Origin of the sequence: Bradyrhizobium sp. LLZ17, assembly GCF_041200145.1 — a bacterium.
GTDB lineage: Bacteria > Pseudomonadota > Alphaproteobacteria > Rhizobiales > Xanthobacteraceae > Bradyrhizobium.
Genome location: NZ_CP165734.1, coordinates 2900905 through 2923086 on the forward strand (window position 1 = coordinate 2900905; position 22182 = coordinate 2923086).

27 protein-coding genes and 3 pseudogenes are annotated in these 22182 nt (G+C 63.7%); 15 read left to right on the top strand and 15 right to left on the bottom strand.

All coding sequences use genetic code 11. The annotated features are described in order from the left end of the window. Positions 1 to 52 precede the first annotated feature (52 nt). Both AB8Z38_RS14285 and AB8Z38_RS14290 read left to right on the top strand, forming a co-directional pair. Positions 53 to 1679: pseudogene (locus AB8Z38_RS14285) on the top strand (fatty-acid--CoA ligase). A gap of 205 nt (positions 1680 to 1884) precedes the next feature. Then, a complete protein-coding gene (locus AB8Z38_RS14290) occupies positions 1885 to 2739 on the top strand; it encodes a DUF1499 domain-containing protein (RefSeq protein ID WP_369725753.1) in 855 nt (284 codons plus the stop codon). Positions 2740 to 2855: 116 nt separating this feature from the next. Here AB8Z38_RS14290 and AB8Z38_RS14295 read toward each other — a convergent pair whose 3' ends face one another. The 4 genes from AB8Z38_RS14295 to AB8Z38_RS14310 form a co-directional block, all read right to left on the bottom strand. Next, positions 2856 to 3776, bottom strand: a complete 921-nt coding sequence (locus AB8Z38_RS14295) for an MBL fold metallo-hydrolase (RefSeq protein ID WP_369725754.1) — start codon at positions 3774 to 3776, stop codon at positions 2856 to 2858. 107 nt (positions 3777 to 3883) lie between these two features. After that, entirely contained in the window at positions 3884 to 5098 is a 1215-nt protein-coding gene (locus AB8Z38_RS14300; RefSeq protein ID WP_369725755.1) for an acyl-CoA dehydrogenase, read from the bottom strand. 128 nt (positions 5099 to 5226) lie between these two features. Further along, entirely contained in the window at positions 5227 to 6303 is a 1077-nt protein-coding gene (ribB, locus tag AB8Z38_RS14305; protein WP_369725756.1) for a 3,4-dihydroxy-2-butanone-4-phosphate synthase, read from the bottom strand. A gap of 162 nt (positions 6304 to 6465) precedes the next feature. Next, a complete protein-coding gene (locus tag AB8Z38_RS14310) occupies positions 6466 to 6636 on the bottom strand; it encodes a hypothetical protein (RefSeq protein WP_369726816.1) in 171 nt (56 codons plus the stop codon). Between the two features lie 16 nt (positions 6637 to 6652). On the opposite strand from AB8Z38_RS14310, the gene AB8Z38_RS14315 reads away from it, so the two are divergent. Both AB8Z38_RS14315 and AB8Z38_RS14320 read left to right on the top strand, forming a co-directional pair. Next, a complete protein-coding gene (locus AB8Z38_RS14315; RefSeq protein ID WP_369725757.1) occupies positions 6653 to 7180 on the top strand; it encodes a DUF3124 domain-containing protein in 528 nt (175 codons plus the stop codon). 64 nt (positions 7181 to 7244) lie between these two features. Further along, positions 7245 to 8484, top strand: a pseudogene (locus tag AB8Z38_RS14320) (PLP-dependent aminotransferase family protein). A gap of 14 nt (positions 8485 to 8498) precedes the next feature. Here AB8Z38_RS14320 and hpaD read toward each other — a convergent pair. Then, positions 8499 to 9338 carry a 3,4-dihydroxyphenylacetate 2,3-dioxygenase gene (gene hpaD / locus AB8Z38_RS14325; protein ID WP_369725758.1) on the bottom strand — a complete coding sequence of 280 codons (840 nt, stop codon included), beginning with the start codon at positions 9336 to 9338 and terminating at the stop codon, positions 8499 to 8501. A gap of 17 nt (positions 9339 to 9355) precedes the next feature. Continuing rightward, positions 9356 to 9628, bottom strand: a complete 273-nt coding sequence (locus tag AB8Z38_RS14330; protein ID WP_369726495.1) for a helix-turn-helix domain-containing protein — start codon at positions 9626 to 9628, stop codon at positions 9356 to 9358. Positions 9629 to 9798: 170 nt separating this feature from the next. On the opposite strand from AB8Z38_RS14330, the gene AB8Z38_RS14335 reads away from it, so the two are divergent. Then, positions 9799 to 10239: a hypothetical protein gene (locus AB8Z38_RS14335; protein ID WP_369726496.1), complete on the top strand. Its 441-nt coding sequence runs from the start codon at positions 9799 to 9801 to the stop codon at positions 10237 to 10239. A 94-nt stretch (positions 10240 to 10333) separates the two neighbouring features. Beyond that, on the top strand, positions 10334 to 10555 hold the full coding sequence (locus AB8Z38_RS14340; protein WP_369725759.1) for a hypothetical protein: 222 nt from the start codon (positions 10334 to 10336) through the stop codon (positions 10553 to 10555). A gap of 73 nt (positions 10556 to 10628) precedes the next feature. On the opposite strand, the gene AB8Z38_RS14345 is transcribed toward AB8Z38_RS14340, so the two are convergent. The 5 genes and pseudogenes from AB8Z38_RS14345 to AB8Z38_RS14365 all read right to left on the bottom strand — a co-directional run bounded on the left by AB8Z38_RS14345 (position 10629) and on the right by AB8Z38_RS14365 (position 15588). Next, the gene (locus tag AB8Z38_RS14345) at positions 10629 to 11447 is read right to left on the bottom strand and encodes an aldo/keto reductase (protein ID WP_369725760.1); all 819 of its coding nucleotides are present in this window, start codon (positions 11445 to 11447) and stop codon (positions 10629 to 10631) included. 192 nt (positions 11448 to 11639) lie between these two features. Next, a complete protein-coding gene (locus AB8Z38_RS14350; protein ID WP_369725761.1) occupies positions 11640 to 12059 on the bottom strand; it encodes a hypothetical protein in 420 nt (139 codons plus the stop codon). Between the two features lie 178 nt (positions 12060 to 12237). After that, positions 12238 to 13858, bottom strand: a pseudogene (locus AB8Z38_RS14355) (DHA2 family efflux MFS transporter permease subunit). Continuing rightward, entirely contained in the window at positions 13855 to 15015 is a 1161-nt protein-coding gene (locus AB8Z38_RS14360) for an HlyD family secretion protein (protein ID WP_369725762.1), read from the bottom strand. Before AB8Z38_RS14360 ends, AB8Z38_RS14355 begins: the two are co-directional and overlap by 4 nt. Before the next feature lie 198 nt (positions 15016 to 15213). After that, positions 15214 to 15588 (bottom strand): PRC-barrel domain-containing protein, encoded by a 375-nt coding sequence (locus tag AB8Z38_RS14365; protein WP_369726497.1) that lies wholly within the window; start codon positions 15586 to 15588, stop codon positions 15214 to 15216. Positions 15589 to 15731: 143 nt separating this feature from the next. On the opposite strand from AB8Z38_RS14365, the gene AB8Z38_RS14370 reads away from it, so the two are divergent. The 7 genes from AB8Z38_RS14370 to AB8Z38_RS14400 all read left to right on the top strand — a co-directional run bounded on the left by AB8Z38_RS14370 (position 15732) and on the right by AB8Z38_RS14400 (position 19504). Beyond that, positions 15732 to 15950, top strand: a complete 219-nt coding sequence (locus AB8Z38_RS14370) for a hypothetical protein (protein ID WP_369726817.1) — start codon at positions 15732 to 15734, stop codon at positions 15948 to 15950. A gap of 62 nt (positions 15951 to 16012) precedes the next feature. Next, positions 16013 to 16240 carry a hypothetical protein gene (locus tag AB8Z38_RS14375; RefSeq protein WP_369725763.1) on the top strand — a complete coding sequence of 76 codons (228 nt, stop codon included), beginning with the start codon at positions 16013 to 16015 and terminating at the stop codon, positions 16238 to 16240. Positions 16241 to 16330: 90 nt separating this feature from the next. Beyond that, complete coding sequence (locus tag AB8Z38_RS14380; protein ID WP_369725764.1) at positions 16331 to 16882, top strand: DUF4142 domain-containing protein; 552 nt, start codon at positions 16331 to 16333, stop codon at positions 16880 to 16882. A gap of 113 nt (positions 16883 to 16995) precedes the next feature. Next, positions 16996 to 17997 (top strand): SDR family oxidoreductase, encoded by a 1002-nt coding sequence (locus AB8Z38_RS14385; RefSeq protein WP_369725765.1) that lies wholly within the window; start codon positions 16996 to 16998, stop codon positions 17995 to 17997. 90 nt (positions 17998 to 18087) lie between these two features. Then, positions 18088 to 18675: a phosphatase PAP2 family protein gene (locus tag AB8Z38_RS14390; protein ID WP_369725766.1), complete on the top strand. Its 588-nt coding sequence runs from the start codon at positions 18088 to 18090 to the stop codon at positions 18673 to 18675. Further along, positions 18672 to 19019 carry a DUF3147 family protein gene (locus AB8Z38_RS14395; RefSeq protein WP_369725767.1) on the top strand — a complete coding sequence of 116 codons (348 nt, stop codon included), beginning with the start codon at positions 18672 to 18674 and terminating at the stop codon, positions 19017 to 19019. The genes AB8Z38_RS14390 and AB8Z38_RS14395 overlap by 4 nt, the downstream gene beginning before the upstream one ends. Beyond that, positions 19019 to 19504 carry a DUF3147 family protein gene (locus tag AB8Z38_RS14400; protein WP_369725768.1) on the top strand — a complete coding sequence of 162 codons (486 nt, stop codon included), beginning with the start codon at positions 19019 to 19021 and terminating at the stop codon, positions 19502 to 19504. Before AB8Z38_RS14395 ends, AB8Z38_RS14400 begins: the two co-directional genes overlap by 1 nt. 30 nt (positions 19505 to 19534) lie before the next feature. Here the strand turns inward: AB8Z38_RS14400 and AB8Z38_RS14405 are convergent, their stop codons facing one another. After that, positions 19535 to 19693 carry a hypothetical protein gene (locus AB8Z38_RS14405; protein WP_369725769.1) on the bottom strand — a complete coding sequence of 53 codons (159 nt, stop codon included), beginning with the start codon at positions 19691 to 19693 and terminating at the stop codon, positions 19535 to 19537. A 178-nt stretch (positions 19694 to 19871) separates the two neighbouring features. Between AB8Z38_RS14405 and AB8Z38_RS14410 the strand changes: the two genes are divergently transcribed. Then, positions 19872 to 20132, top strand: coding sequence for a hypothetical protein (locus AB8Z38_RS14410; RefSeq protein ID WP_369725770.1), 261 nt, complete (start codon positions 19872 to 19874; stop codon positions 20130 to 20132). Between the two features lie 195 nt (positions 20133 to 20327). Here AB8Z38_RS14410 and AB8Z38_RS14415 read toward each other — a convergent pair whose 3' ends face one another. Next, positions 20328 to 20534 carry a hypothetical protein gene (locus tag AB8Z38_RS14415; protein ID WP_369725771.1) on the bottom strand — a complete coding sequence of 69 codons (207 nt, stop codon included), beginning with the start codon at positions 20532 to 20534 and terminating at the stop codon, positions 20328 to 20330. A gap of 327 nt (positions 20535 to 20861) precedes the next feature. Continuing rightward, positions 20862 to 21056 carry a hypothetical protein gene (locus tag AB8Z38_RS14420; RefSeq protein WP_369725772.1) on the bottom strand — a complete coding sequence of 65 codons (195 nt, stop codon included), beginning with the start codon at positions 21054 to 21056 and terminating at the stop codon, positions 20862 to 20864. A gap of 95 nt (positions 21057 to 21151) precedes the next feature. Here AB8Z38_RS14420 and AB8Z38_RS14425 point away from each other — a divergent pair, with 95 nt between their 5' ends. Continuing rightward, entirely contained in the window at positions 21152 to 21664 is a 513-nt protein-coding gene (locus tag AB8Z38_RS14425) for a DUF4142 domain-containing protein (protein WP_369725773.1), read from the top strand. Positions 21665 to 21669: 5 nt separating this feature from the next. Here the strand turns inward: AB8Z38_RS14425 and AB8Z38_RS14430 are convergent, their stop codons facing one another. Continuing rightward, positions 21670 to 21960: a hypothetical protein gene (locus AB8Z38_RS14430; protein WP_369725774.1), complete on the bottom strand. Its 291-nt coding sequence runs from the start codon at positions 21958 to 21960 to the stop codon at positions 21670 to 21672. Between the last annotated feature and the right edge of the window lie 222 nt (positions 21961 to 22182).

The window sequence follows — 22182 nt, forward strand, 5'->3', positions numbered from 1 at the left end:
CCCAGCGCTGAGAACGATAACAAAGTCCAGCCCACCTCGGAGGAACGTCTGAATGCTTGGTTTGATGCAAGATTGGCCCCTGCTCTGCCACCGGATCATCGAACACGCCGCCAGGATTCATGGCCAGCAGGAGGTCGTGACGCGCTCGATCGAAGGGCCGATCCATCGCACCAACTATGCCGAAATCCATAAGCGCGCGCTCAAAGTCTCGCAGGTGCTGCAGCGCGACGGCATCAAGCTCGGTGACCGTATCGCCACAATCGCATGGAACACCTGGCGCCACCTCGAAGTCTGGTATGGCGTCATGGGTATCGGCGCCATCTGCCATACCGTCAATCCCCGCCTTTTCCCCGAGCAGATCGCCTGGATCATCAACCATGCGCAGGACCGCATCGTGATGACCGACATCACCTTCGTGCCCGTGCTGGAGAAGATCGCCGACAAGCTGTCGAGCGTCGAGCGTTACGTTGTCCTGACCGATAAGGCCCATATGCCGGAGACCACGCTGAAGAATGTCGTGGCCTATGAGGACTGGATCGCGGAGGCCGACGGCCAATTCAAATGGAAGGACTTTGACGAGAACACGGCGGCCGCGATGTGCTACACGTCCGGCACCACGGGCGATCCCAAGGGCGTGCTGTACTCGCATCGCTCCAACGTGCTGCACGCGCTGATGGCCAACAACGTCGACGCGCTCGGCACCAGCGCTTCCGAGACGATGCTGCCTGTAGTCCCGCTATTCCATGCCAATAGCTGGGGCATCGCTTTCTCCGCGCCGTCGCAGGGCACCAAGCTCGTGATGCCCGGGGCCAAGCTCGACGGCGCCTCGGTCTACGAACTGCTCTCGAGCGAGAAAGTGACGCACACCGCCGGCGTGCCGACGGTGTGGCTGATGCTGCTCCAGCACATGGCCGCCAACAATCTGAAGCTGCCCGACCTGAAGATGGTGATCTGCGGCGGCTCGGCGATGCCGCGCTCGATGATCAAGGCCTTCCTCGACATGGGCTCGAATGTTCGCCACGCCTGGGGCATGACCGAGATGAGCCCGATCGGCAGCGTCGCGGCGCTGAAGCCGCCGTTCCAGAATGCGACCGGCGAAGCGCGCCTCGACGTGCTCCAGATGCAGGGCTACGCGCCGTTCGCCGTCGAGATGAAGATCACCGACGATGCCGGAAAGGAGCTGCCCTGGGACGGCAAGACCTTCGGCCGCCTGAAGGTCTCCGGCCCGTCCGTGGCCAAGGCCTATTACCGGGTCGATACCAACATCCTCGACGAGGAGGGCTTCTTCGACACCGGTGACGTCGCGACCATCGACGAGGCCGGCTATATGCGGATCACCGACCGCTCCAAGGACGTGATCAAATCGGGCGGCGAGTGGATCTCCTCGATCGACCTGGAAAACCTGGCGGTCGGCCATCCGGCCGTGGCGGAGGCTGCCGTGATCGGTGTACCACCCCAAATGGGATGAGCGGCCGCTTTTGATCGTGCAGCTGAAGCAAGGCCAGCAGGCCACGCGCGAGGACATCCTCAAATACATGGACGGCAAGATCGCCAAATGGTGGATGCCCGACGACGTTGCCTTCGTCGAGGGCATTCCGCATACGGCGACGGGCAAGATCCTGAAGACCGCATTGCGCGACCAGTTCAAGGAGTACCGCTTTCCGAACGCGGCGGCGTAAGGCCACCACCACCGTCATGCCCGGGCTTGACCCGGGCATCCACGTCTTCGCGGCAAAAAAGGCGTGGATGGCCGGGTCAAGCCCGGCCATGACGATGCAGCCTTCTGCGGAACTCTTGAATTTGCCCCCGGGGCGTGGTCTCAACGGCCCAACGTCGCGCCAGATCGGCTGGCACCGTTCCCAAAACCCCGGCAGAGCTCTCCCGATGGCCCGCAGGTTTTCCGCTCCCTATCAGTCGGAGCCCGTGTCCAGCCTCGCGAGCTGGGCGCGCAATCTGGCCGTGTTCGCGGTGGTGGCGGTGGTGGTGTCGATCATCATCGTCCGCTTCGGCTTCCTGGAGATGAAACCGGCGCTCGCGACCTTCTTCGGCGGCCTCGCGATCGCTGCGCTGTCGATCCTGTTCGGTCTGGCCGGCTTTGCCGCGATCTGGCAGAACGGTTCGCGCGGCATGGCGCGCATCCTGCTCGCCTTTCTGATCGACGGAGTGATCCTGGCCTATCCGGCCTATCTCGGCCTGCAATATCGCAAGCTGCCGGCGATCCATGACATCACCACCGATCCGATCGACCCGCCGCGCTTCGACGCGCTGGCGCGGCTGCGCAGCAGCGACGGCGCCAATCCGGCCGTCTATGCCGGCCTCTATTCGGCCGAGCAGCAGCGCCAGTTCTATCCTGATATCGAGCCGATCGAGCTCGAAATTCCCGTCGACCGCGCCTATGCGATCGCGCTCCAGCTCGTCAACAAGCGCAAATGGCTGGTTATCGACGAGCGCGCGCCGCAGCCGCCGCGCCGCATCGGCCGCATCGAAGCGGTGGCGCGCACGCCGATCATGGGTTTCCGCGAGGATATCTCGATCCGGGTCGTGCCGGATGGCGACGATTCCCGCGTCGATATCCGCTCCGCCTCGCGCTATTTCGAGAGCGATCTCGGCAGCAACGCCGCGCGCGTGACCAAATTCATCGACGATCTCAACACCGCCGTCGATGCCGACGCGTTGAAGCCGGTGAAGAAGACACCGGTCGCGCCACCGAAGGCGCCGGCGAAGACGGTGAAGAAGTAGCCCTCTCGTCATTCCGGGGCGACGCGAAGCGGCGAGCCCGGAATCCATCGGGCCGCAGCATCCGCGGATCACTGGATTCCGGGTTCGCGCTTACGCGCGCCCCGGAATGACAGAAGCTAGCTCGCCATCCGATAGGTCCCGCCGATCACGGGATCACCATCCGTCGCCACCACACCGCGGGCGACGAGGTCTTCCAGATGCGCCAGCACGGAGTAGCCGGCAGCCGTCGTGAGCCTGGGATCAATGCCGATATAGATCGCGCGCACCATGGTCGGGATGTCGGTCTCGCCCTTGGCGAGGCGATGCAGGATCGAGGCCTCGCGCGCCTTGCGGTGGCGGATCAGGAAGCGCACGAAGCGCGGGCCGTCCGGGATCTCCGGGCCGTGGCCGGACAAATAAAGATCCTCGTCGCGCGCCGCGAGCCGGTCGAGCGAGTCCATGTAGTCGATCATCGAGCCGTCGGGCGGCGCCACGATCGAGGTCGACCAGCCCATCACGTGATCGCCGACGAAGTTGAACTTCCGCTCGGGCCAGGCAAACGCAAGGTGATTGGCGGTGTGGCCGGGCGTCGCCACCGCCTCGAGCCGCCAGCCATTCCCCTCGACCACGTCGCCATGGGCAATCCTGATATCGGGCGCGAAGTCGCGATCGGCGCCGGATTCCGGGTTGTGCTTTTCGCTCTCGAAACGCGGGCGCGAGGCGCGATGAGGACCCTCTGCATAGACCGGCGCACCGGTCGCCTGCTTGATCCGCGCCGTGTTCGGCGAATGGTCACGGTGGGTGTGGGTGACAAGGATGTGCGTCACGGTCTCGCCGCGCACGGCCTCGAGCAGAGCGGCCGCATGCGCCGCATCGTCCGGGCCGGGATCAATGAGGGCGACCTTGCCCTCGCCCACGATGTAGCTGACCGTGCCGGTAAAGGTGAACGGGCTCGGATTGTTACAGAGCACACGCCGCACGCCGGGGCGGACTTGCTCTACGATGCCGGGCTTGAGCGGAAAGTTACGGTTGAACGGGACGTCGTCGGTGTCGGGCATGGGACTTCCTGTGCACTGCAGCCCCAACCCTCGCCGTCATACCCCGCGAAGGCGGGGTATCGCGGACGATGACAGCTGCGCAAAACAACGGCCACGGAATACCCGGCTCAGAAGAACGCCTGAATGCCGGTAATCGCTCGGCCCAGGATCAGGGCGTGGACGTCGTGGGTGCCCTCGTAGGTGTTGACGGTCTCGAGGTTATGGACGTGCCGCATCACATGGTACTCGATCGAGATGCCGTTGCCGCCGTGCATGTCGCGCGCGACGCGGGCGATGTCGAGCGCCTTGCCGCAATTGTTGCGCTTGACGATCGAGATCATCTCGGGCGCGAACTTGCCCTCGTCCATCAGGCGGCCGACGCGCAACGAGGCCTGCAGGCCCAGCGCGATCTCGGTCTGCATGTCGGCGAGCTTCTTTTGCACGAGCTGGGTCGCGGCCAGCGGCTTACCGAACTGCTTGCGGTCGAGCGTGTACTGGCGGGCGCGATGCATACAGTCCTCGGCGGCGCCAAGCGCGCCCCAGGAGATGCCATAGCGGGCGCGGTTGAGGCAGCCGAACGGGCCCTTCAGGCCGGACACGTTGGGCAGCAGCGCGTCCTCGGGCACCACCACCCCGTCCATCACGACTTCACCGGTGATCGACGCGCGAAGCGACAGCTTGCCGCCGATCTTCGGCGCGGAGAGGCCCTTCATGCCCTTCTCCAGCACGAAGCCGCGGATCTGATTGTCGTGCGCGGCCGACTTGGCCCAGACCACGAACACGTCGGCGATCGGCGCATTCGAGATCCACATCTTGCTGCCGGTCAGGCGATAGCCGTCGGAGACCTTCTCGGCGCGGGTCTTCATGCCGGCCGGATCGGAGCCGGCGTCGGGCTCGGTCAGGCCGAAGCAGCCGACCCACTCGCCGCTCGCGAGCTTCGGCAGGTACTTCTTGCGCTGGTTCTCGTCGCCATAGGCGTAGATCGGATACATCACGAGCGACGATTGCACCGAATTCATCGAGCGGTAGCCGGAATCGACCCGCTCGATCTCGCGTGCAACCAGGCCGTAGGCGACGTAGCCCGCATTGGCGCAGCCATATTCTTCCGGCAACGTGATGCCGATCAGGCCGAGCTCGCCCATCTCGTTGAAGATCTCGCGGTCGGTCTTCTCTTCGAGATAGGCCTTGGCGACGCGCGGCAACAGCTTGTCCTGGGCGTAGGCGCGCGCGGTGTCGCGCACCATGCGTTCGTCTTCGGTGAGCTGCTCATCCAGCAGGAACGGATCGTCCCACTGGAAAGAAGCCGAAGCCGGCTTGTCCTTGGCCTGAGGGCGCGCGCTCATGAAACGTCCTTTCGTCTGGTTCCGTCAAAATTTGCCCGACAACGTAAAGCGCCGCGGCAACAAGTGCAATTGCATCCTGGCTTCGGTCATTCCGGGGCACGCATCAGCGCGAACCCGGAATGACGATCTCAGGTGTCGAGCTGTTCGTTGGCGACGATCTCGATGCCGAAGCCCGACAATCCCTTGTAGTCGTGCACCGAGGAGGTGAGATGGCGGATCGAGGTGACGCCGAGATCGCGCAGGATCTGCGCACCGACGCCGACTTCACGCCACTGGCGGTTGCGGTCGGCTTCCGTCGAGGTCTCGTCGGGCAGCGGCGCCACGGGGACACCGGCCGCGCCATCGCGCAAGTAAACCAGCACGCCGCGACCGGCCTTCTTGAACTGCTCGAGCACGGCCGCCATGCGCTTGTGGCCGGTGAAGATGTCCTTGACGATGTTCGGCTTATGGAATCGCGTCAGCACGTTCTTGCCGTCCCCGACGCCGTTATAGACGAAGGCGACGTGGGCGATGGAATCGAACGGCGAACGATAGGCATAGCCCTGCAAGGGGCCGATCGGGCTTTCGGTAACGAAGGTGGAGACCCGCTCGATCAGCTTCTCGCGCACCTGGCGATAGGCGATCATGTCGGCAATCGTGACATGCTTCAGCTTGTGCTGGGCCGCGAAGCGGGCGACCTGTTCGCCCTTCATCACGCTGCCGTCGTCGTTCATCAACTCGCTGATGACGCCGACCGGAGGCAGGCCGGAGAGCTTGCAGAGATCGACCGCGGCCTCGGTATGGCCGGAGCGCAGAAGCACGCCGCCGTCCTTGGCGATCAGCGGGAAGATGTGGCCGGGCCGGGCGAAATCGTTGGCGCCGGCATTGGGATTGGACAGCGCGCGGCAACACGAGGCGCGCTCCTCGGCGGAGATGCCGGTGCCGCCGTCGGGCTTGTAGTCGATCGAGACCGTGAATGCGGTGGTGTGGGCGGAATCGTTGTGGGCGACCATCGGATCGAGCCGCAGCCGGCGCGCGTCCTCGGTGGTGATCGGCGCGCAGACGATGCCGGAGGTGTGGCGGATGATGAAGGCCATCTTTTCCGCCGTGCAGAATGAGGCGGCGACGATCAAATCGCCCTCGCCCTCGCGGTCCTCGTCATCGGTCACGACAACGAGCTCGCCCCGGGCAAAGGCTTGCAAAACTTCCTGAACGGTATCGGGCATTTCCCAATCTCTATCGGTTATGGGCCGGAGGCTTAGCCGGACTCGGGACCAAGCGCTAGTGTCCTGGACGCAGCCGCATATGCCTGGAGGCCGCTTCCGGGCAGGCTTTCAGGCTTGCAACCAACATACCCGGCGATAGCAGGCGCGGGGCGCCGAATGGACCTATTCAGAAGCCGGCGATAAGATAAGCCAGATCAGCGGTTGCCGGGAGAAATGCGCGAGCCGGCGCAGCATCCAGGCAAAGAGAAGCCAGAGAGTGATGTCGGCAATGAGCTCGTGCATGCCAGATCGGTCCGTTTCGCCGCAGCCCAGAGACCGGGTGCGGCGCGGCAAGCGAGCAATTCCTCACATGCTGGCAGGCCTCGCCGTCGCAACGCTGCTATGCCCGCTCGCGTCCGCCCTGCCCGCGCTGGCGCAGCCGAAAGTCGATGTCGAGCAGAGTTCTGCCGATTCCCTCACCGCGATGCCCAGGGAGGAGCTGGCCGTCTCCGGCGGGTTCTACGTGCCGGCTTATTCCAGCGTCGCAATGAGCCAGGGCAAGCTGCGGGTCGATTTCTCGGTGACGCTGAGCATCCACAACGCCTCCGAGACCCAGGCGCTGGTGGTCAAGCGCATCGCCTATTTCGACACCACCGGCAAACAGGTCGAGAGCTATCTGAAGGCGCCGGTCGCGCTGAAACCGTTGGCCACAGTTTCGATCTTCATTCCGACCGACGACGTGCGCGGCGGGACCGGGGCCAATTTCATCGTCGACTGGGCCGCTGCCAGCGAGATCGCCGAGCCGGTGGTCGAAGCCTTGATGGTTGGCGGCGTCGCCAATGCGCACTACGCTTTCATCAGCCAGGGACGTCCGACTCGGACGGCCGGCAAGAAGTAAGCAAGAAAGTACCACTGACCGGCGCAAAGCCGGCAGGGCGACAAAAATGAACGAGGAACGCTCCATGACGTCCAGCTTCGATTTCGCGCCGCTGTTTCCTGCGGGGCTGCCGGCCCCCTTCTGCGCGCTGGAAGGGTCTCGCCAAATACAGCTTTGTGGGCGGCAACAACGATTCCGAGCAGCTCCCGCTCGACGACCTGATCGAGGCGGCCACTCTGGCCCTGCGACGCGAAGGCCGGTCGCTTGCGACTTACGGGCTTGCACACGGCCCGCAGGGCTACCTGCCGCTGCGCGAATTCCTCGTCGGCAAGCTGAAGCGCGATGCTGACATCAGCTGCACAGTCGACGATGTCATGATCGTCTCCGGCTCGTTGCAGGCGCTCGACCTCGTCAATAGCGCGCTGCTGGCGCGCGGTGACACCGTGATCGTCGAGCAGGAGACCTATCACGGATCGCTTGAACGACTGACGCGACTTGGGGTCGAGACCATCGGTATTCCCCTCGACAAAGACGGCATGCGCATGGACGCGTTGGCCGCGACGCTGGCTGACCTGAAGCGCCGCGGCATCCGGCCAAAATACATCTACACGATCCCCACCGTGCAGAACCCGACCGGCAGCGTCATGCCGGAAAGCCGGCGTGCCGAATTGCTGCGGCTATCGAGCGAAGACGGCGTCCCGATCTTCGAGGACGATTGCTATGCGGACCTCGTCTGGTCAGGACAGCGACCGCCGGCGATCCACGCGATGAGCCCGAACGGCGGCGTGATCCATATCGGCTCGTTCTCGAAGTCGATCGCGCCGGCACTGCGCGTCGGCTTCATCGTCGCGCCCTGGGAGGTGATGTCGCGGATGCTGGCGCTGAAGACCGATGCCGGCTCCGGTGCGCTGGAGCAGATGGTGCTTGCCACCTATTGCCAGCCGCACTTCGCCACCCACGTGCCGGCGCTGGCGAAGGCGCTGCGCACCAAGCTCGACACGCTGATGGAAGCGCTGAACGAGCAGTTCGGGACCGCTGCCGAGTTCGAGGAGCCAAAAGGCGGCATCTTCCTGTGGGTCAAGCTGCCCGATCAGGTCGATACGCTAAAACTGTATCAAGCTGCGCTCGCCGCCGGCGTCTCGATCAATCCGGGGCCGGAATGGTCGACCGACAAGATCCATTCCGGCTCGCGGCTGCGGCTGTGCTTTGCCAGCCCCACCCATCAGCAGATCCGCGAGGGCGTTGCCGTGCTGGCCGAAATCTGCCGCAAGGAATTTGGCGTGCCGGCCCGCAGCGCCAATGTGGAGAAGGCGCAAGCTCAGTAGCCAGCCTCAGTCCGTCAGACCTCAACGTGAAATTCCACGTTGACCTGGCCGCTCCCGGAAGACGGAAAGTATTCGCAGAGCTGCTCGGCATACCAGCCCAGCGCAGCGAACAGCATGATGGTGTCGGCCATACCGCCTTCGCCATTGCACTTGGCGGCATAGTCCGGAAGCATATCGAGGAATTCGCGATAGCGGCGGTCCCGCCAAAGCTCGAGCACGCGCAGATCGACCTGACGGTTGAATTCGCTCGCAACCGACGTCCATGCCTCCGGACCAAGCTTCTTGTTGGGCCAGAGCCGGTGCGAGAGCGAGCCGCTGGCGAGGATCGCCACGCGTTCGCCGGATTTTTCGATGGCCCGGCGGGTCGCTTCGCCGACGATCCGGCTTTCCTCGAACGACGTGAACAGCGGCGTGGCGACCGAGACCACCTTCGCAAAACCGTCCGGATTCATGTAGTGCATTGGCACGATGGTGCCGTATTCGAGCCCAAGGCTTGCGACCTGGTGCGCGATCACGTTGAGACCCGCATCGGCCGCCGTGCCCGCGATCGCCTCGGCAAGTGACGTGTCGCCCGGCAGATCGTAGCGCAGGTCCTGAATCATGTGCGGCGCCTCGTGGCTGGTGAACGCGCCGCGATGCCGTGCATTGGCATTGATGTGGTAGCCGAAATTGGATAACCAATGGGTGTCGAACACCACGAAGCTGGTGACGCCGCGCTGCTTCGCCCGTCGCCCGAGTTCGCGCAGTGAATTGACGGCCGGCTCGCGCGCAGCGCGCAAGGGGCTGGCCGGCTGCTCGGACAGCATCAATGATGGAACGTGGGTGACCTTGGCCGCCAGCACGAGCTGCCCCATGACGGCCACCCCCAGCTTCAGGCTGCCTGCTTTTGACTGCCGTGAATGGCCGCGGCCAGGCGCAGCAACAGGACGATCGACACATTGCCCTTGCCGGCCTCGATCTGGGCGATGTAGCGCTCCGAAATCCCGGACCGGCGGGCAAGCTCGCGCCGTGACAGGTCGCAACGCATGCGCGAGGACCTCAAGCGTTCGCCCAGCTCGGCCAGGAACGCCGTCTCGGAATAAGGCGGCACGGCACAGCTTCCCGGCAGCACTTCGCCCGCGAAATCCACCACTTGATTCAGCATCGGTCCATCCAATTCGCCTTGCGGAGCCGCCATCCTACCGGGGATCGGGCCGGCCTCATTGACGCGGATCAAATTCGCGCGCGATCGGCCGCTGCCGTGGACGATTGCCGACGGGATGCTACACTTTGGAATTGTTCGGGGCGGGGCTTACCGGAAACATGATGCCTTATATGAGCCGCTGGATGACGGCTGCGCTGCTGTGGATTGCGTTTGCGTCGGTGACCCGGGCCGAGTCGCTTGCGGCGACAGTGGAGGGATGGGGCCTGCTCGGCTCATGGTCGGTCGACTGCGCACTGCCGCCAGGCCGCAACACGGGCGCGCTGCTCACCTACGAGATCAACAAGGACGGCCGGGTGATGTACCGGCGCAATTTCGGCGAAGCCAAAGACGAGAGCGAGGTCGTGTCCGCCACGGTCAACGCGGAAGGGCTGCTCAATCTGATGGTGTTCTTCCCCTCGCTGCATCAGACGCGCGAATTCGGATTGCTGCTCTCGAAAGATGGCAGCCTGCGCGCGATCTATAATCGAAGCGAGCGCGGCGAGTACACGATCAGGGACGGCAAATACGTCGCGACCGGCGCGCCGACTCCGCCCCAGCGACGTTGCGACTAGCCACCTGAACATCCATTCAGAATTCTCCAGCAATTCTTGCGGAACGTTCCTATGCATGCGCCGTTCTCCTTTGCATTACTTGGAGGAGGACATCATGACGAAACTTGGTTACGTGATTGCAGCTCTCGGCGCGCTTGCGATCGTTGCACCGACCGTGGCGAGTGCCGAGACGATGGTGGTCAGAGGCGACCATGACCGCGGCTACGGCGCTCGCGCCGAATTCCGCGAGCATCGTGACAACGGCTGGCATCGTGGCTGGCACCATCACGACCGGGTCGTGGTGATCAAGCGCGGTCATGGCCATCACTGGGACTAATGCGCAACGCAAACATGGAAATGGCCCCTCGCGGGGCCATTTCTTTGCGTCGGAGAAAGAGTATCTCGATGGGCTAATCCCACGCTGGCGCGAAGCCAGGATTAACGCAGCGCCTGTCCTTCGGCAGTGCCGCGATCTTGCTGCGATCGGCATCGTCGAGCGTGATCTTCAGCGCATCGAGATTGGCCTGCTGGCTTTCGCGGCGTGACGCCTTCGGGATGGCGGCGACGCCGTTCTGGTCGAGCAGCCATTTCAACGCCACCTGCGCGGCGCTGGCGTTGTGCTTCGCGCCGATCTCGCCCAGCACCGGATCGGATGCGACGCGTCCCTGCGCGAGCGGGCAATAGGCGACCAGAGGAATCGATTTGGCCGTGAGATAGGCCAGCACCTTCGATTGATCGAGCATCGCGTGATATTCGATCTGGTTGCAGGCGATCGGTGCCTTGATATCCTCGATCACCGTCTTGAGCAGCGCCGTGGTGAAATTGGCAACGCCAATGGCCCGCGTGCGCCCCTCCTCCTTCAGCTTGATCAAGGTCTCGAACACCGCGCCCCAGTTCGCCGTCCTGGACGGCCAGTGCACCAGATAGAGATCGACGTGGTCGAGCCTGAGCTTGCCCAGGCTGGCATCGAAAGCGCGGCGAATCGCGTCCGGCGCCAGATTCTCGTGCCAGACCTTTGTCGTGACATGCAGCTCGCCGCGCGGCACGCCAGCAGCGGCGAGCGCGGCCCCGATCGCTTCCTCGTTGGCGTACATTTCGGCGGTGTCGATGTGGCGATAGCCGATCGACAGCGCGCTCTCGACCGCGGCACGGCAGGCATCGCCCTGCATGCGAAAGGTGCCGAGACCGAGCTTGGGCACGCTGATGCCCTGTGTCTTCAGATCGTTCATGAGCAAACTCCTGAGGTATTTGTGCCCACCGGAAGCGCGCGGCGATGCCGCGTGAGCAGACTCTTCGGTGATGGAAAAGCGGTGGCGGGAACGCTCACCATAGCGCGGGAGTCGCGTCCGACCAAATCAAGATCGGGTTAGGTGCTTTGCCGCCGTGACGCCGAGCTTGTCCCGGGCAGCCACGCGACGCGTCTAGTTTTTCCAGTTGCAGATGCCGCCGGACCGGCACGGCCACGTCTGGATGCGGGTGTCCATCGCCTGCGCATCAAGCGGATTGCCGTGGCGATGGGCAAGCTTGGTGCGGGCGGCGCCGCGCCGCTGTGCCGGCTTGGCATGCGCGACCTTCGGCTCCGGCACGTGCACGCGCTTCGCAGCAACCTTCTTCGGCACGTCCATGGGCTCAATGCGCGCCTGCGCCTCGTTGCCGCCCTTCGCTTCGAGCGCGACGGGTGCGAACTGCGTCTCCGGCCCGAGCCGCTTCGGCGACAGCACCGCCTTGGAAAGATCGAGGCCCAGATATTCGTCAGGCTTGTAGTCGTCAGCGCGTGCCAGGCCGCTCCATGCGAGCACGAGGGCAACGGCAACGGCAGAATGAACGCTCTTCAGGACCACGGCCGCCTCCTGAAATTGATTATCAAACAGGTAATTTACCCCTATCTAGGCGGGCTCGCGCGCAATTCCAGCGGTCGATTGCCGCCGTGGTTAAGAAGTTTGGCGGTGTCATGCGACCTTCCGCACTGCACCCGTTCCGTCCAGGAACCCCATTAGGCGGCTACGGATGATCTGCCCGTCAATGCCCCCGCGCCGGCGCACTGAGGTCGATCGGGCGCAGCACTGCCGCCGTCGGGATCATCAGCACGGCGATGACGGCCAGGGTCCAGAACACGTCGATATAGGCGAGGAAATCGACCTGTTGTTGCAAGGTGCGGCCAACCCAGGCGACGGCCTGCGAGGCAGCATCGCTCGCATTCGAGCCCTGCGCCTCGAAAAAGCGCGTCATGGTGTCGATGGTCTGCTGGTAACCGAGGTCCGACGGCGCGGCGTGCTCGATCAGCCGGCTCTGATGAAATTGCTGGCGTTGCGCCAAAACCGTTTGCGCCAATGCGACGCCCATGGAGCCGCCGATGTTGCGGGCAACGTTGATCAGCGCGGAGGCCTGGTTGGTTTTGTCCGGCGGCACGCCGTCATAGGACGCGGTCGTCACCGGCAGGAACAGGAAGGGAAGGCCAATCGCGAGGAAGATGCGCGACAGCGCCGCATAGCTGTAGGTGATGTCGCCGTTCAGCCCGGTCAGATGCCACATCGAGAACGCGACCACTGCGGCTCCGAACATGATGAGATATTTCGGCTGCACGCTGCCGACGAGGCGGCCGACCACCGGCATCAGCATCAGCGTCGCGATGCCGCCGGGCGACAGAGCAAGACCAGCCAGCAACGCCGTGTAGTTTAGCTCAGTCTGAAGCAGTTGCGGCAGCATCTGCGTCGTGGAAATCAGCACCGCGCCGGTGCCGAGCATGACCAGGAAACAGGCCGCGAACTGGCGGCGACCGAGCAGACGCAGGTCGACGATGGGATCCTCGCGGGTCAGCTCCCACGGGATCAGCGCAATCAGCGAGACGGCCGAAAGCACCGCGAAGGTGACGATCGTGTTCGAGCCGAACCAGTCGTTGCGCTGTCCCTCGTCGAGCACGTATTCGAGCGAGCCGAGCCCGATCGCGACGAGCAGGAAGCCGATATAGTCGACACGCAGCCCTTTGCTGAGCAGCTTCTCCCCTCTCCTCCTCCGCGCCGGACGGCTCTTTCACCAGTGTGACGACCAGGAACAGGGAGAGCAGTCCCATCGGAACATTGATCAAAAACACCCAATGCCAGGTATAGGTATCGGTGATCCAGCCGCCGAGCGTCGGACCGATCACGGGCGCGACGACGACGGCCACGCCGTAGATTGCAAAGGCTTGGCCACGCTTCTGCGGCGGAAAGGAATCCGCCAAGATCGCCTGCTCGCTGGTCGCCATGCCGCCGCCGCCGAGGCCTTGCAGGATGCGGAACAGCACCAGGGCTTGCAGATTCCAGGCGAACCCGCACAGCAGCGAGGCCACCGTGAAGGTCGCGACGCAGATCATGTAGAAGCGCTTGCGGCCGATCACGGTCGAGAGCCAGCCGGAGATCGACAGCACGATGGCGTTGGCGACGAGATAGCTGGTGATGACATAGGTGCTCTCGTCGATGCCGACCGCAAGCCCGCCGGCGATATGGCGCAGCGCGACGTTGGCGATGGTGGTGTCGAGCACCTCCATGAAAGTCGCGATCGAAACGACGAAGGCGATCAGATAGGGATTGTGCCCGCCGGCCGCCGATCGCTCCGGCGACCAGCCTCCCGCGGAGGCTCCGCCTGCCGCGACGTCGGTCATCGCACCCGGGTCCAGGGCACGACCGACATGCCGGGACCGACCGGCAGATCGTCCGGCCAGTTGTCGACCACGATCTTCACCGGCACGCGCTGCACCACCTTGACGTAGTTGCCGGTGGCGTTCTCCGCCGGCAGCAGGCTGAACGCCGTGCCCGAGCCCGGCTGCACGGAATCGACATGCCCGGTGAGCTTGCGGCCGGGATAGGCATCGATGCGAATATCGACAGGCTGGCCCGGCCGCATATCGCTGAGCTGGGTCTCCTTGTAGTTGGCGACGATCCAGACGTCGTCGGGCACGAACATCATCAGGCTTTGCCCTGCGGTCACGAAGCTGCCCTTGGCGCCGCTGAGCTTGACGACGCGTCCGGACTGCGCCGCGACGACGCTGGTGTATTGCAGGTTCAAGTTCGCCTGATCGAGCTGCGCCTGCGATTGCTCGAGCTGCGCCTTGGCGCCTTCGAGCTGGGCTTGCAGCGTCTTGATTCCGAGCTGCGCCGCGACGACCGCCGTCTTGGCACGCGCGGTGTTGGCCTGTTGAGCCTGGAGGTCGGAGCGAGTCTGCTGCTGGCGCTGCACCGTGCCCGCGCCTTTCTCGACAAGGTCTTCGGCTCGCGAAAACTCCTCCTGCGAGAACTGGAGCTGGGCCTGCGCCTGTTCGAGTTGAGCCTGGGCCTGCTTGATCTGCTCCTGCTGGGAAACGATCTGCGCCTCGACATTGGCGATGTTGGCCTTCGAGACCGCAACCTGTGCAGCCGCCTGCTCGCTCGCGATCCGATAGTCCCGCTCGTCAATCCTGGCGAGGAGATCGCCCGCGTTGACATGCTGGTTGTCGGTGACGGGGATGTCGGTCACATAGCCACCAACCTTCGGGGCCACGGAAAAGCTGCGGGCCGCGACGAAGGCATCGTCGGTCGACTCGTAGTGGCGAACTTCGAGCCAGTACAGCAGACCGCCAACGAGCGCAGCGATCAGCACGATGGCCCCGATGCTTGTCAGCAGCCAGTGTGCGCGAAGCCGCTCGCGCAACGATGGCGCCTTGGCCGGCTGCTCCGATTGTCGCTTGTCGTCGCGGGGCTGATCGGGAGACGTTTTTGGAGCTTCCTTCGCCCTCTGCGGTTGCTCCGCGGACGGCCCACGCTCCCGTGTCTGAGCATCCACGGTGAACACCTTTCTGGGGATTGAACCCGACGGCAGAGAGGCCACAGCCACCTCGCACACCGGGGCCTAACCGCAGCGTCAAACCATGGTTCCGGCATGACAGAGCACCACTCACAATTGTGAATGCTCTGCACAACAAGAAGCGCGGCACGCGAATGCCGCGCTCACTGATTAGTCGGATCTCGTCTTGGAAAGCGCCTACGGGACGGGAACACCATAATAGGCGTTGATGCTGCGCAGTGCGGCGTCATCACCCCAGTTCCAGTCGCTCCTTTCGCCGTATTTCGGCGCGCCCTCCAGCTCCTTGGCGGTAATGCCGGTGACATATCCACCGAGCTCCGTGTCGTATTTCAACGCCTGCCAAGGCAAGGGATAGTGATCGTTGCCGAGCCCTAGGAATCCGCCAAAACCAAGCACAGCGTACGACACCCTGCCGCTGGTCTTGTCGATCATCACACGTTCGATGGATCCGATCTTGTTGCGATCCGCGCCGTAAACCGATGTTCCCTCGACCTTGTCGCTGCCGATCAGCCGTCCCATTTCGGCTCGATCCAGTTCGCCTTGATTCAACATCTCGATTCTCTCCACTCAGCCGATGTGTGTACCAACCGGACGCGGACTTGATCGTTCCGGAAGCACGTTCCTCCACTCCTCTGGAACAATAGCGCGAAAGGCGCGGTTCTCTGACTTTCGCACCTCGAACCCGGAGCCCCGCGATGTCTCAGACCGTCTCCGACTTCATCGTCCAGCGTCTGCATCAGTGGGGCGTGCGCCACATCTTTGGTTATCCGGGCGACGGCATCAACGGCGAGGTGAAAACCGATCCCGAGGTGCCGCCACTGCCGCCGCACATCACGCTGCAGCAAGCCAAGAACTTCTCGCTTGCTCTGTTGAAGGGGTATCCGAACGAAGCCGGGGTGATGAAGCCGGGGTGATCAAGGGGAGCGGCACGGCAGGTGTTCGAATCGATCCTGCCCGGAAAGGAATGAGGTGAACCATGAGCGATTTCCGCGATATCCAGCACGGCGTCAACGATCCCGTCGGTGGCCTCGACGTGAGGCGCAAGGTCGACGACAACCGGACGCCGCATGAGCGGGCGCAGCATCATGCCGACGTGCGCGCCGATGCGTCCGCCACGTCCGCCGAGCCGTTCCTGCCGGAGCGGCTCCGGCGCAAGGCGACCGATCCCATCAATCCCCGCACCGGCAGGAATCCGACGGACTAACCGCTTGGAACCTCGGCTCCTGCTGCGGGTTGGTCGGCGCGAACGTTCGCGCGGCCTTTCGGCTGCGCCGTCAGTCAGAGGGACCGAACCATGAAAAAAACCATCGTCGCTTTCGCTTGCGTGCTCCTCGCAGGCCCCGCACTCGCCCAGTCACTCGGGGAGAAGACCGGCGTGAATTCAACGCTCGGCGTCGCACCGACCACCGCCGATTTCGTCAAGGAAGCCGCCATCAGCGACATGTTCGAGATCGAATCGAGCAAGCTCGCCGAGCAGAAGGGCAACGCGCAGGAAAAATCCTTCGCGCAGCAGATGGTGACCGATCACACCAAGACCAGCACCGAACTCAAGGGCCTGGTCGGCAACGGCAAGGCCCAGGCCACCGTGCCGACGTCGCTCGACAGCTCGCACCAGAGCAAGCTCGACAAGCTCAAGAGCGCCACCGGCAAGGACTTCAGCTCGGATTACAACTCCTATCAGGTCAGCGCGCATGAAGACGCGGTCTCTCTGTTCGAGCGCTATGCCAATGGCGGCGACAATGCCGAACTGAAGAACTGGGCCGGCAAGACGTTGCCTACGCTCAGGCATCATCTCGACATGGCCAAAGAGCTCGGCAGGGCTCCGAACGTCGGACAGTCCAAGTAGAAGTTTAAGGTAGCAAAGAATCTTCTGAGGACGCCGGCATCGCGGCGTCCTCCGCGAACTAGCAACGATCTCGGTCCCTGCACGTTGAAGCGCAACGTTTTTGGGAGACCGTCATGGCTGATCAAACCAAAACCTCGATGTCCCGCCGGCACGTCGTCCACGCGGCGAGCGCAACGCTTGCTGCTGCTTCGCTGGCCCCTTCAACAGCGAAAGGAAATACGTCCATGCCCGAGCAGGACCTGATCGATCCCGTTACGCGCTATCCGAAGCCGCCGTTCAAGAAGCAGTCGCAGCCGTGGCCCGGGCTTGCCGGCAAGATGGAGCCGCGGCCGGACCATGGCGAGACCAGCTACAGGGGCTCGGGCCGGCTGGCCGGCCGCAAGGCGCTGATCACCGGTGGCGATTCCGGAATGGGCCGCGCCGCCGCGATTGCCTATGCCCGCGAGGGCGCCGATGTCGCCATCAACTATCTGCCGGCTGAGGAGCCGGATGCGCAGGAGGTGATCGCGCTGATCAAGAAGGAGGGACGCAACGGCCTCGCCATTCCCGGCGATCTCAAGGATGAGGCGTTCTGCAAGAGGCTCGTCGACCAGGTCGTGCAGGAGCTGGGCGGTCTCGACATCATCGTCAGCAACGCAGCGCGGCAGCAGACGCGGGCTTCCATCCTCGATGTCACATCCGAAGATTTCGACGCGACCATGAAGACCAACATCTACGCACCATTCTGGATCATCAAGGCCGCGCTGCCGCATCTGAAGCCGGGCTCATGCATCATCGGCACGACCTCCGAACAGGCCTACGACCCCTCGCCCGATCTCTACGACTACGCGCAGACCAAGGCGGCGACGATGAACTACGTGAAGTCGCTGGCCAAGCAACTTGGTTCGAAGGGCATTCGGGTCAACGGCGTCGCTCCGGGGCCGATCTGGACGCCGCTCCAGGTCTCCGGCGGCGCCACGATGGACAAGCTCGAAAAGTTCGGCGGCGTGACACCGCTCGGCCGCCCCGGCCAGCCCGCCGAGCTCGCCTCGATTTACGTCCAGCTCGCAGCCGCTGACGCCAGCTATGCCACCGGCCAAGTGTATGGCGCCTCCGGCGGCGCCGGGAATCCGTAATCGTCGTCGGGGCAGCGCCGCACCAGCGAGGAACCTTCATTGTCATCAAAGCTTTACAAAGCGTCATGAAGGACATCTCGCCGGAGAACGATGGCATTCATAGAGGTCAAACCCACCCGAGTAGACACGGCGGTCGCGAACCAAATCGCGGCGCACACCAATCCAGGCATTGAGCACGCCGCAGAGACTCTGACCTGGGGCGCTGACGAGCACGTGCTGCTCGCGCTGGTGGCGGCCGGGTGGCTCTCTGCCCACCTTCTGCAACCGCGACGGCAGCGCCGCATCGCCAACCACGTTCTGACTGTTTCAGTGGCGACGGCCTTGCTGCCGCATGTTCTGAAATCGGTGTTCGATCAGACCAGGCCGGACCGGTTGACGGTGCGCGGACATCAAAATGGCGCCCCTGTTTCTGGGCGGGCGCGCGATGCCTTCCCCTCCGGTCACGCCGTTCACATGGGCGCAATTGCCTCGGCCGCCGGCCTGCTGCCGCCAACGCCGCGCCGGCTGGTGCGCTCGGTTGCGGTCGCGCTTTCACTGACACGGATTGCGGTGCTCGCGCATTGGACGAGCGACGTGGTGGCAGGCTTCGCGCTCGGCGCTGCCGTGGAGAGACTGCTCAGGCCCTGGACGCAGGCAAGGCCGCGCAGCCGGCAGCACAAGTCACAGGCACGGTCATGACCGAATATGTCGTGCGCTTCATTGCCGGCGGCGTGATCGTCTCCGCGTTCGCGATCCTCGGGGACATGCTCAGGCCGAAGAGCTTTGCAGGCCTGCTCGGCGCCGCCCCTTCTGTGGCGCTGGCGACGCTTGGCATTGTCGTCGTCCAGCACGGATCTCATTATGCCGCCGCCGAAAGCTGGACCATGATCTATGGTGCCGTCGCCCTCGGCTGCTACAGCGTCGCGGTCTGCCACCTGCTGATGCGATACTCTCTGAACGCATTGCCGGCCACCATCCTCGCTTCGGCCGTGTGGCTTGCGGTCGCCTTTGGACTGCTTGCAGGTTTCGGAGGTGCGGCCTGATGCTGGTCAAGATGTCACCATCGGCGCTGAAGCGGACACAATGGTACGAGTATGGAATCCGCTTTGTACTCGGCGGACTGGCGACCGTCCTCGCCGGGGCTCTCGGCGCGCGCTTTGGAGCGTCGGTCGGCGGCCTCTTTCTCGCGCTTCCCGCGATCTTCTGCGCCAGCGCAACGCTGGTCGAGAGCCATGAACGCCGTTCCAAGGAGAAGGCCGGTCTGTCCGGGCGCAGACGCGGCCAGCAGGCCGCGGCGCTCGACGCCGCAGGTGCCGGCCTCGGCAGTATCGGCCTCGTTGCGTTCGCCGTTGTGTTTTCCGTGACAGCGGAAGCGAGCATCATCGGCGCGTTCGCCCTCGCCATCGTGGCTTGGGCCGTGGTGTCGGTGTCAGCGTGGTGGCTGAGGCGAAAGCTTCGCGCCGTCTCTCGCCATCCCCGGGCCGAACACCGTGTCCGATCAACAGGAAGCCGGGGCTCCCTGTCGTAAGCTCAGAGGGTTGCTCGAAGGTGGTGAGGCTCAGACCGTCTTCGCATCTTCTGTCCTCGGGGGCTGCAAGCCGGAGCTATTGGCCCAGCGCTCGACTTGCTCAATTACCTTCTGATGGCTCGGACGCACGGGCTTCTGCGCTTCGGCCTCGTCAGAAAGCTTGCGGGGTAACCTGACCTCGTCCGTCATGGTACGTCTCCCTTCCCCTTTAAAATGCGTCTCCGCGCGAAACGTTTCAAAGCATTATCTTACTGATTTGCATCGACTATCTCGCTCAACTGACGCTTCTTGAGGTTGCTGTGGAACTCGCGGCAAGTTGGCGAGTTGAGTAAACTACGCAACTTGCTCAATTTGCGTGCTGGGAACCATGAACGACCTTCGCGCCGAGCGCCTCCAAGTGATGCTTTCGCCGGAAGAGCTGGCCGCAACCGACGATTTCCGGTTCAAACACCGCATGCCGACGCGCGCCGCGGCGGTTCGCGAGTTGCTCAAATTCGGGCTCGCAGCAGCGGGGATCGAGACCGAGCTCGGCTCCTCCGCCGGCGTCAAATCAAGCGAGTATGGCGTATTTGGCCGCGGTCCTGCGGGACACACGCCGGCAAAGGCCGACGGCGAGGGCACGGAGTGATTCCCAGCCTCTCATCGCGGAACGGCCCCGACACGGTGGGTGCCAGGGCCGTCCTTGGAGATTGCTTCCGGCGCACCGGGGGCATGACAACCGGAAGCAATCTGTCGACGTTTCGCCAGACGATTCGTTCCTCGCGCAAAGGCCCCGCGGTTTGAGCTTTCGAAGAACCGCTCGCGCTTTTTCCGGGTCGATGCTCTAGCCGCTCGGGGCGGCGCCGGAATCGTCCGGTGTCATGCCTGAGCCCGGCGTCTTGCTGTTGTCGTTCAACTCGGGATCGCGCGTCGCTTCGCGCGACGGCGAGCCCTTGGGATCGGTCTTGTGCACGGTCTGGGCACGCCGCTTATCGCGCGGCTGCTCCTCTGCCCTTTGGTCCTTGACGATGCCCTGGTCGGAATGCGCCATGCTGTCCTCTCGCCTCTGATGTCTCAAAGCGCTTACGCACCGGAGCGCCGAATGTTCCGGCGCGTGCGAAAGGCTGGGGCGCTAGCTATGCACAGCGTGCACCGCGACTGATGCATTCCCCTGATGCACTTGCCGCACCGTCGTCACCGTCGCGAACGCGACAGAGACGCCGAAAGCGAGAATGAGAGAAAGAAGTGCCAGACGTGGAGCCATTGCAAACCTCCTGCTGGATCGAAAACCAACGCGATCGACTATCCCTGTATCATCGTTAATTGGTGCGCTCATACCGTGACGCGTCTCACACGCAGATTCACGAAAACGAGAGCGTCAGGCGTCCTGCTTTTGGCGGCCGCGGACCATGACCGGCGGGATTTCGCCGTCCAGCCAGTCCTGCTCGTTCGCGAGCGCCCTCCAAGCTTCCGCCATACGCGAATAGCGCTTGTAGGTGGGCTGGCCTTTGGCGCGCTCGGCGAGCTGCAGGCAGTTATCGGCGTTGTCCCGGAAAATATCAGACTGTTTCATAAGCAAGATGTGGGCACCGAGCCAACATTGCGCAACCGCTCTTACGGGATCGTAACATTTGCGGGAACTTCGCGTCCCAAACGTCATTGGTGCTTATGCGAATTCTTGTCGCGATAATCCTGGCGTTCATCAGCACCGCAGCGCTCGCCGACAGCCCGGGTGAGCAGATACAGGGCGATCGCACGCCGACTGCGACCGACGTCATCGGCGGCCTCTATGCCCTGAGCCGCTTCCAGCAGGGCCTGTTGGAGAGCACCGATCTGAAGGGAAATGCGGAGGTCAAGAACCTTGCCGCTCTGCGCGCCGAAGAAGCCGCCAAGCGCGACAAGGCGCTGAAGGAGATCCAGGACAGGATTGGCGCCGAGCCGCGAATCGGCAAAGCAACATCCGCCGGAGCGAGCGTTGCCGAGCCCGAGAGTGCGGACGGGCCGACCTATGTCAGAAGCTTTTATGCCGCGCAGATCCCCGAATACGACTCCGCGATCGGCATGCTCGAGCGCTATCTGAAGGCGCCCGACAACGCCGCGCTCGCCGCTTTCGCGAAGGACCAATTGCCGAGATTGCGCGCCCAGTTGAAGGACGCCGAGCGCACCATGGCCGACAAGTAGCTGTCCTATTTTTTGTCCGGATGCTGCTGGGTCTCCGGCCGCACGGTGTGGTCGCTCCCGGACATCTTGTCCCGGCCGGCGTCGCCATTGTCATCCTTGCCGCCCGAGGTCGAGGTGCCGCTGCCACTCCGGCTCGATTTGGCCGCCGCCCCCGTGGTCGGCTGCTCCGCACGCGGGGTCGCAGAACTTGCGGCGGGATCGCCGGTCACGGCACCGCGCCCACTCGGCGCCCCTTGCGCATGGGCCGATCCAGCGATGAACAAGGTGACCATAGCAAATGTAAATCCGACCTTCATGAGCGCTCTCCGATCGTTCGCGGGCTAACGGCACTTTGAGTGCTCTGTTCCCGGACGGATTGCGGGCAATTCGGGAGCACCATGAGCAGCGCCCGGGCCGCCCAAAAATTATCCGGAACCGAATGGAACCGATTGCACCCGCCGATGTTGTTTGTACCGGGCTGAGCAAGGCAGGTTCCATTTTCGCGCGCTCCAACCTTGGCGCTTGATTTCGAATTTGGC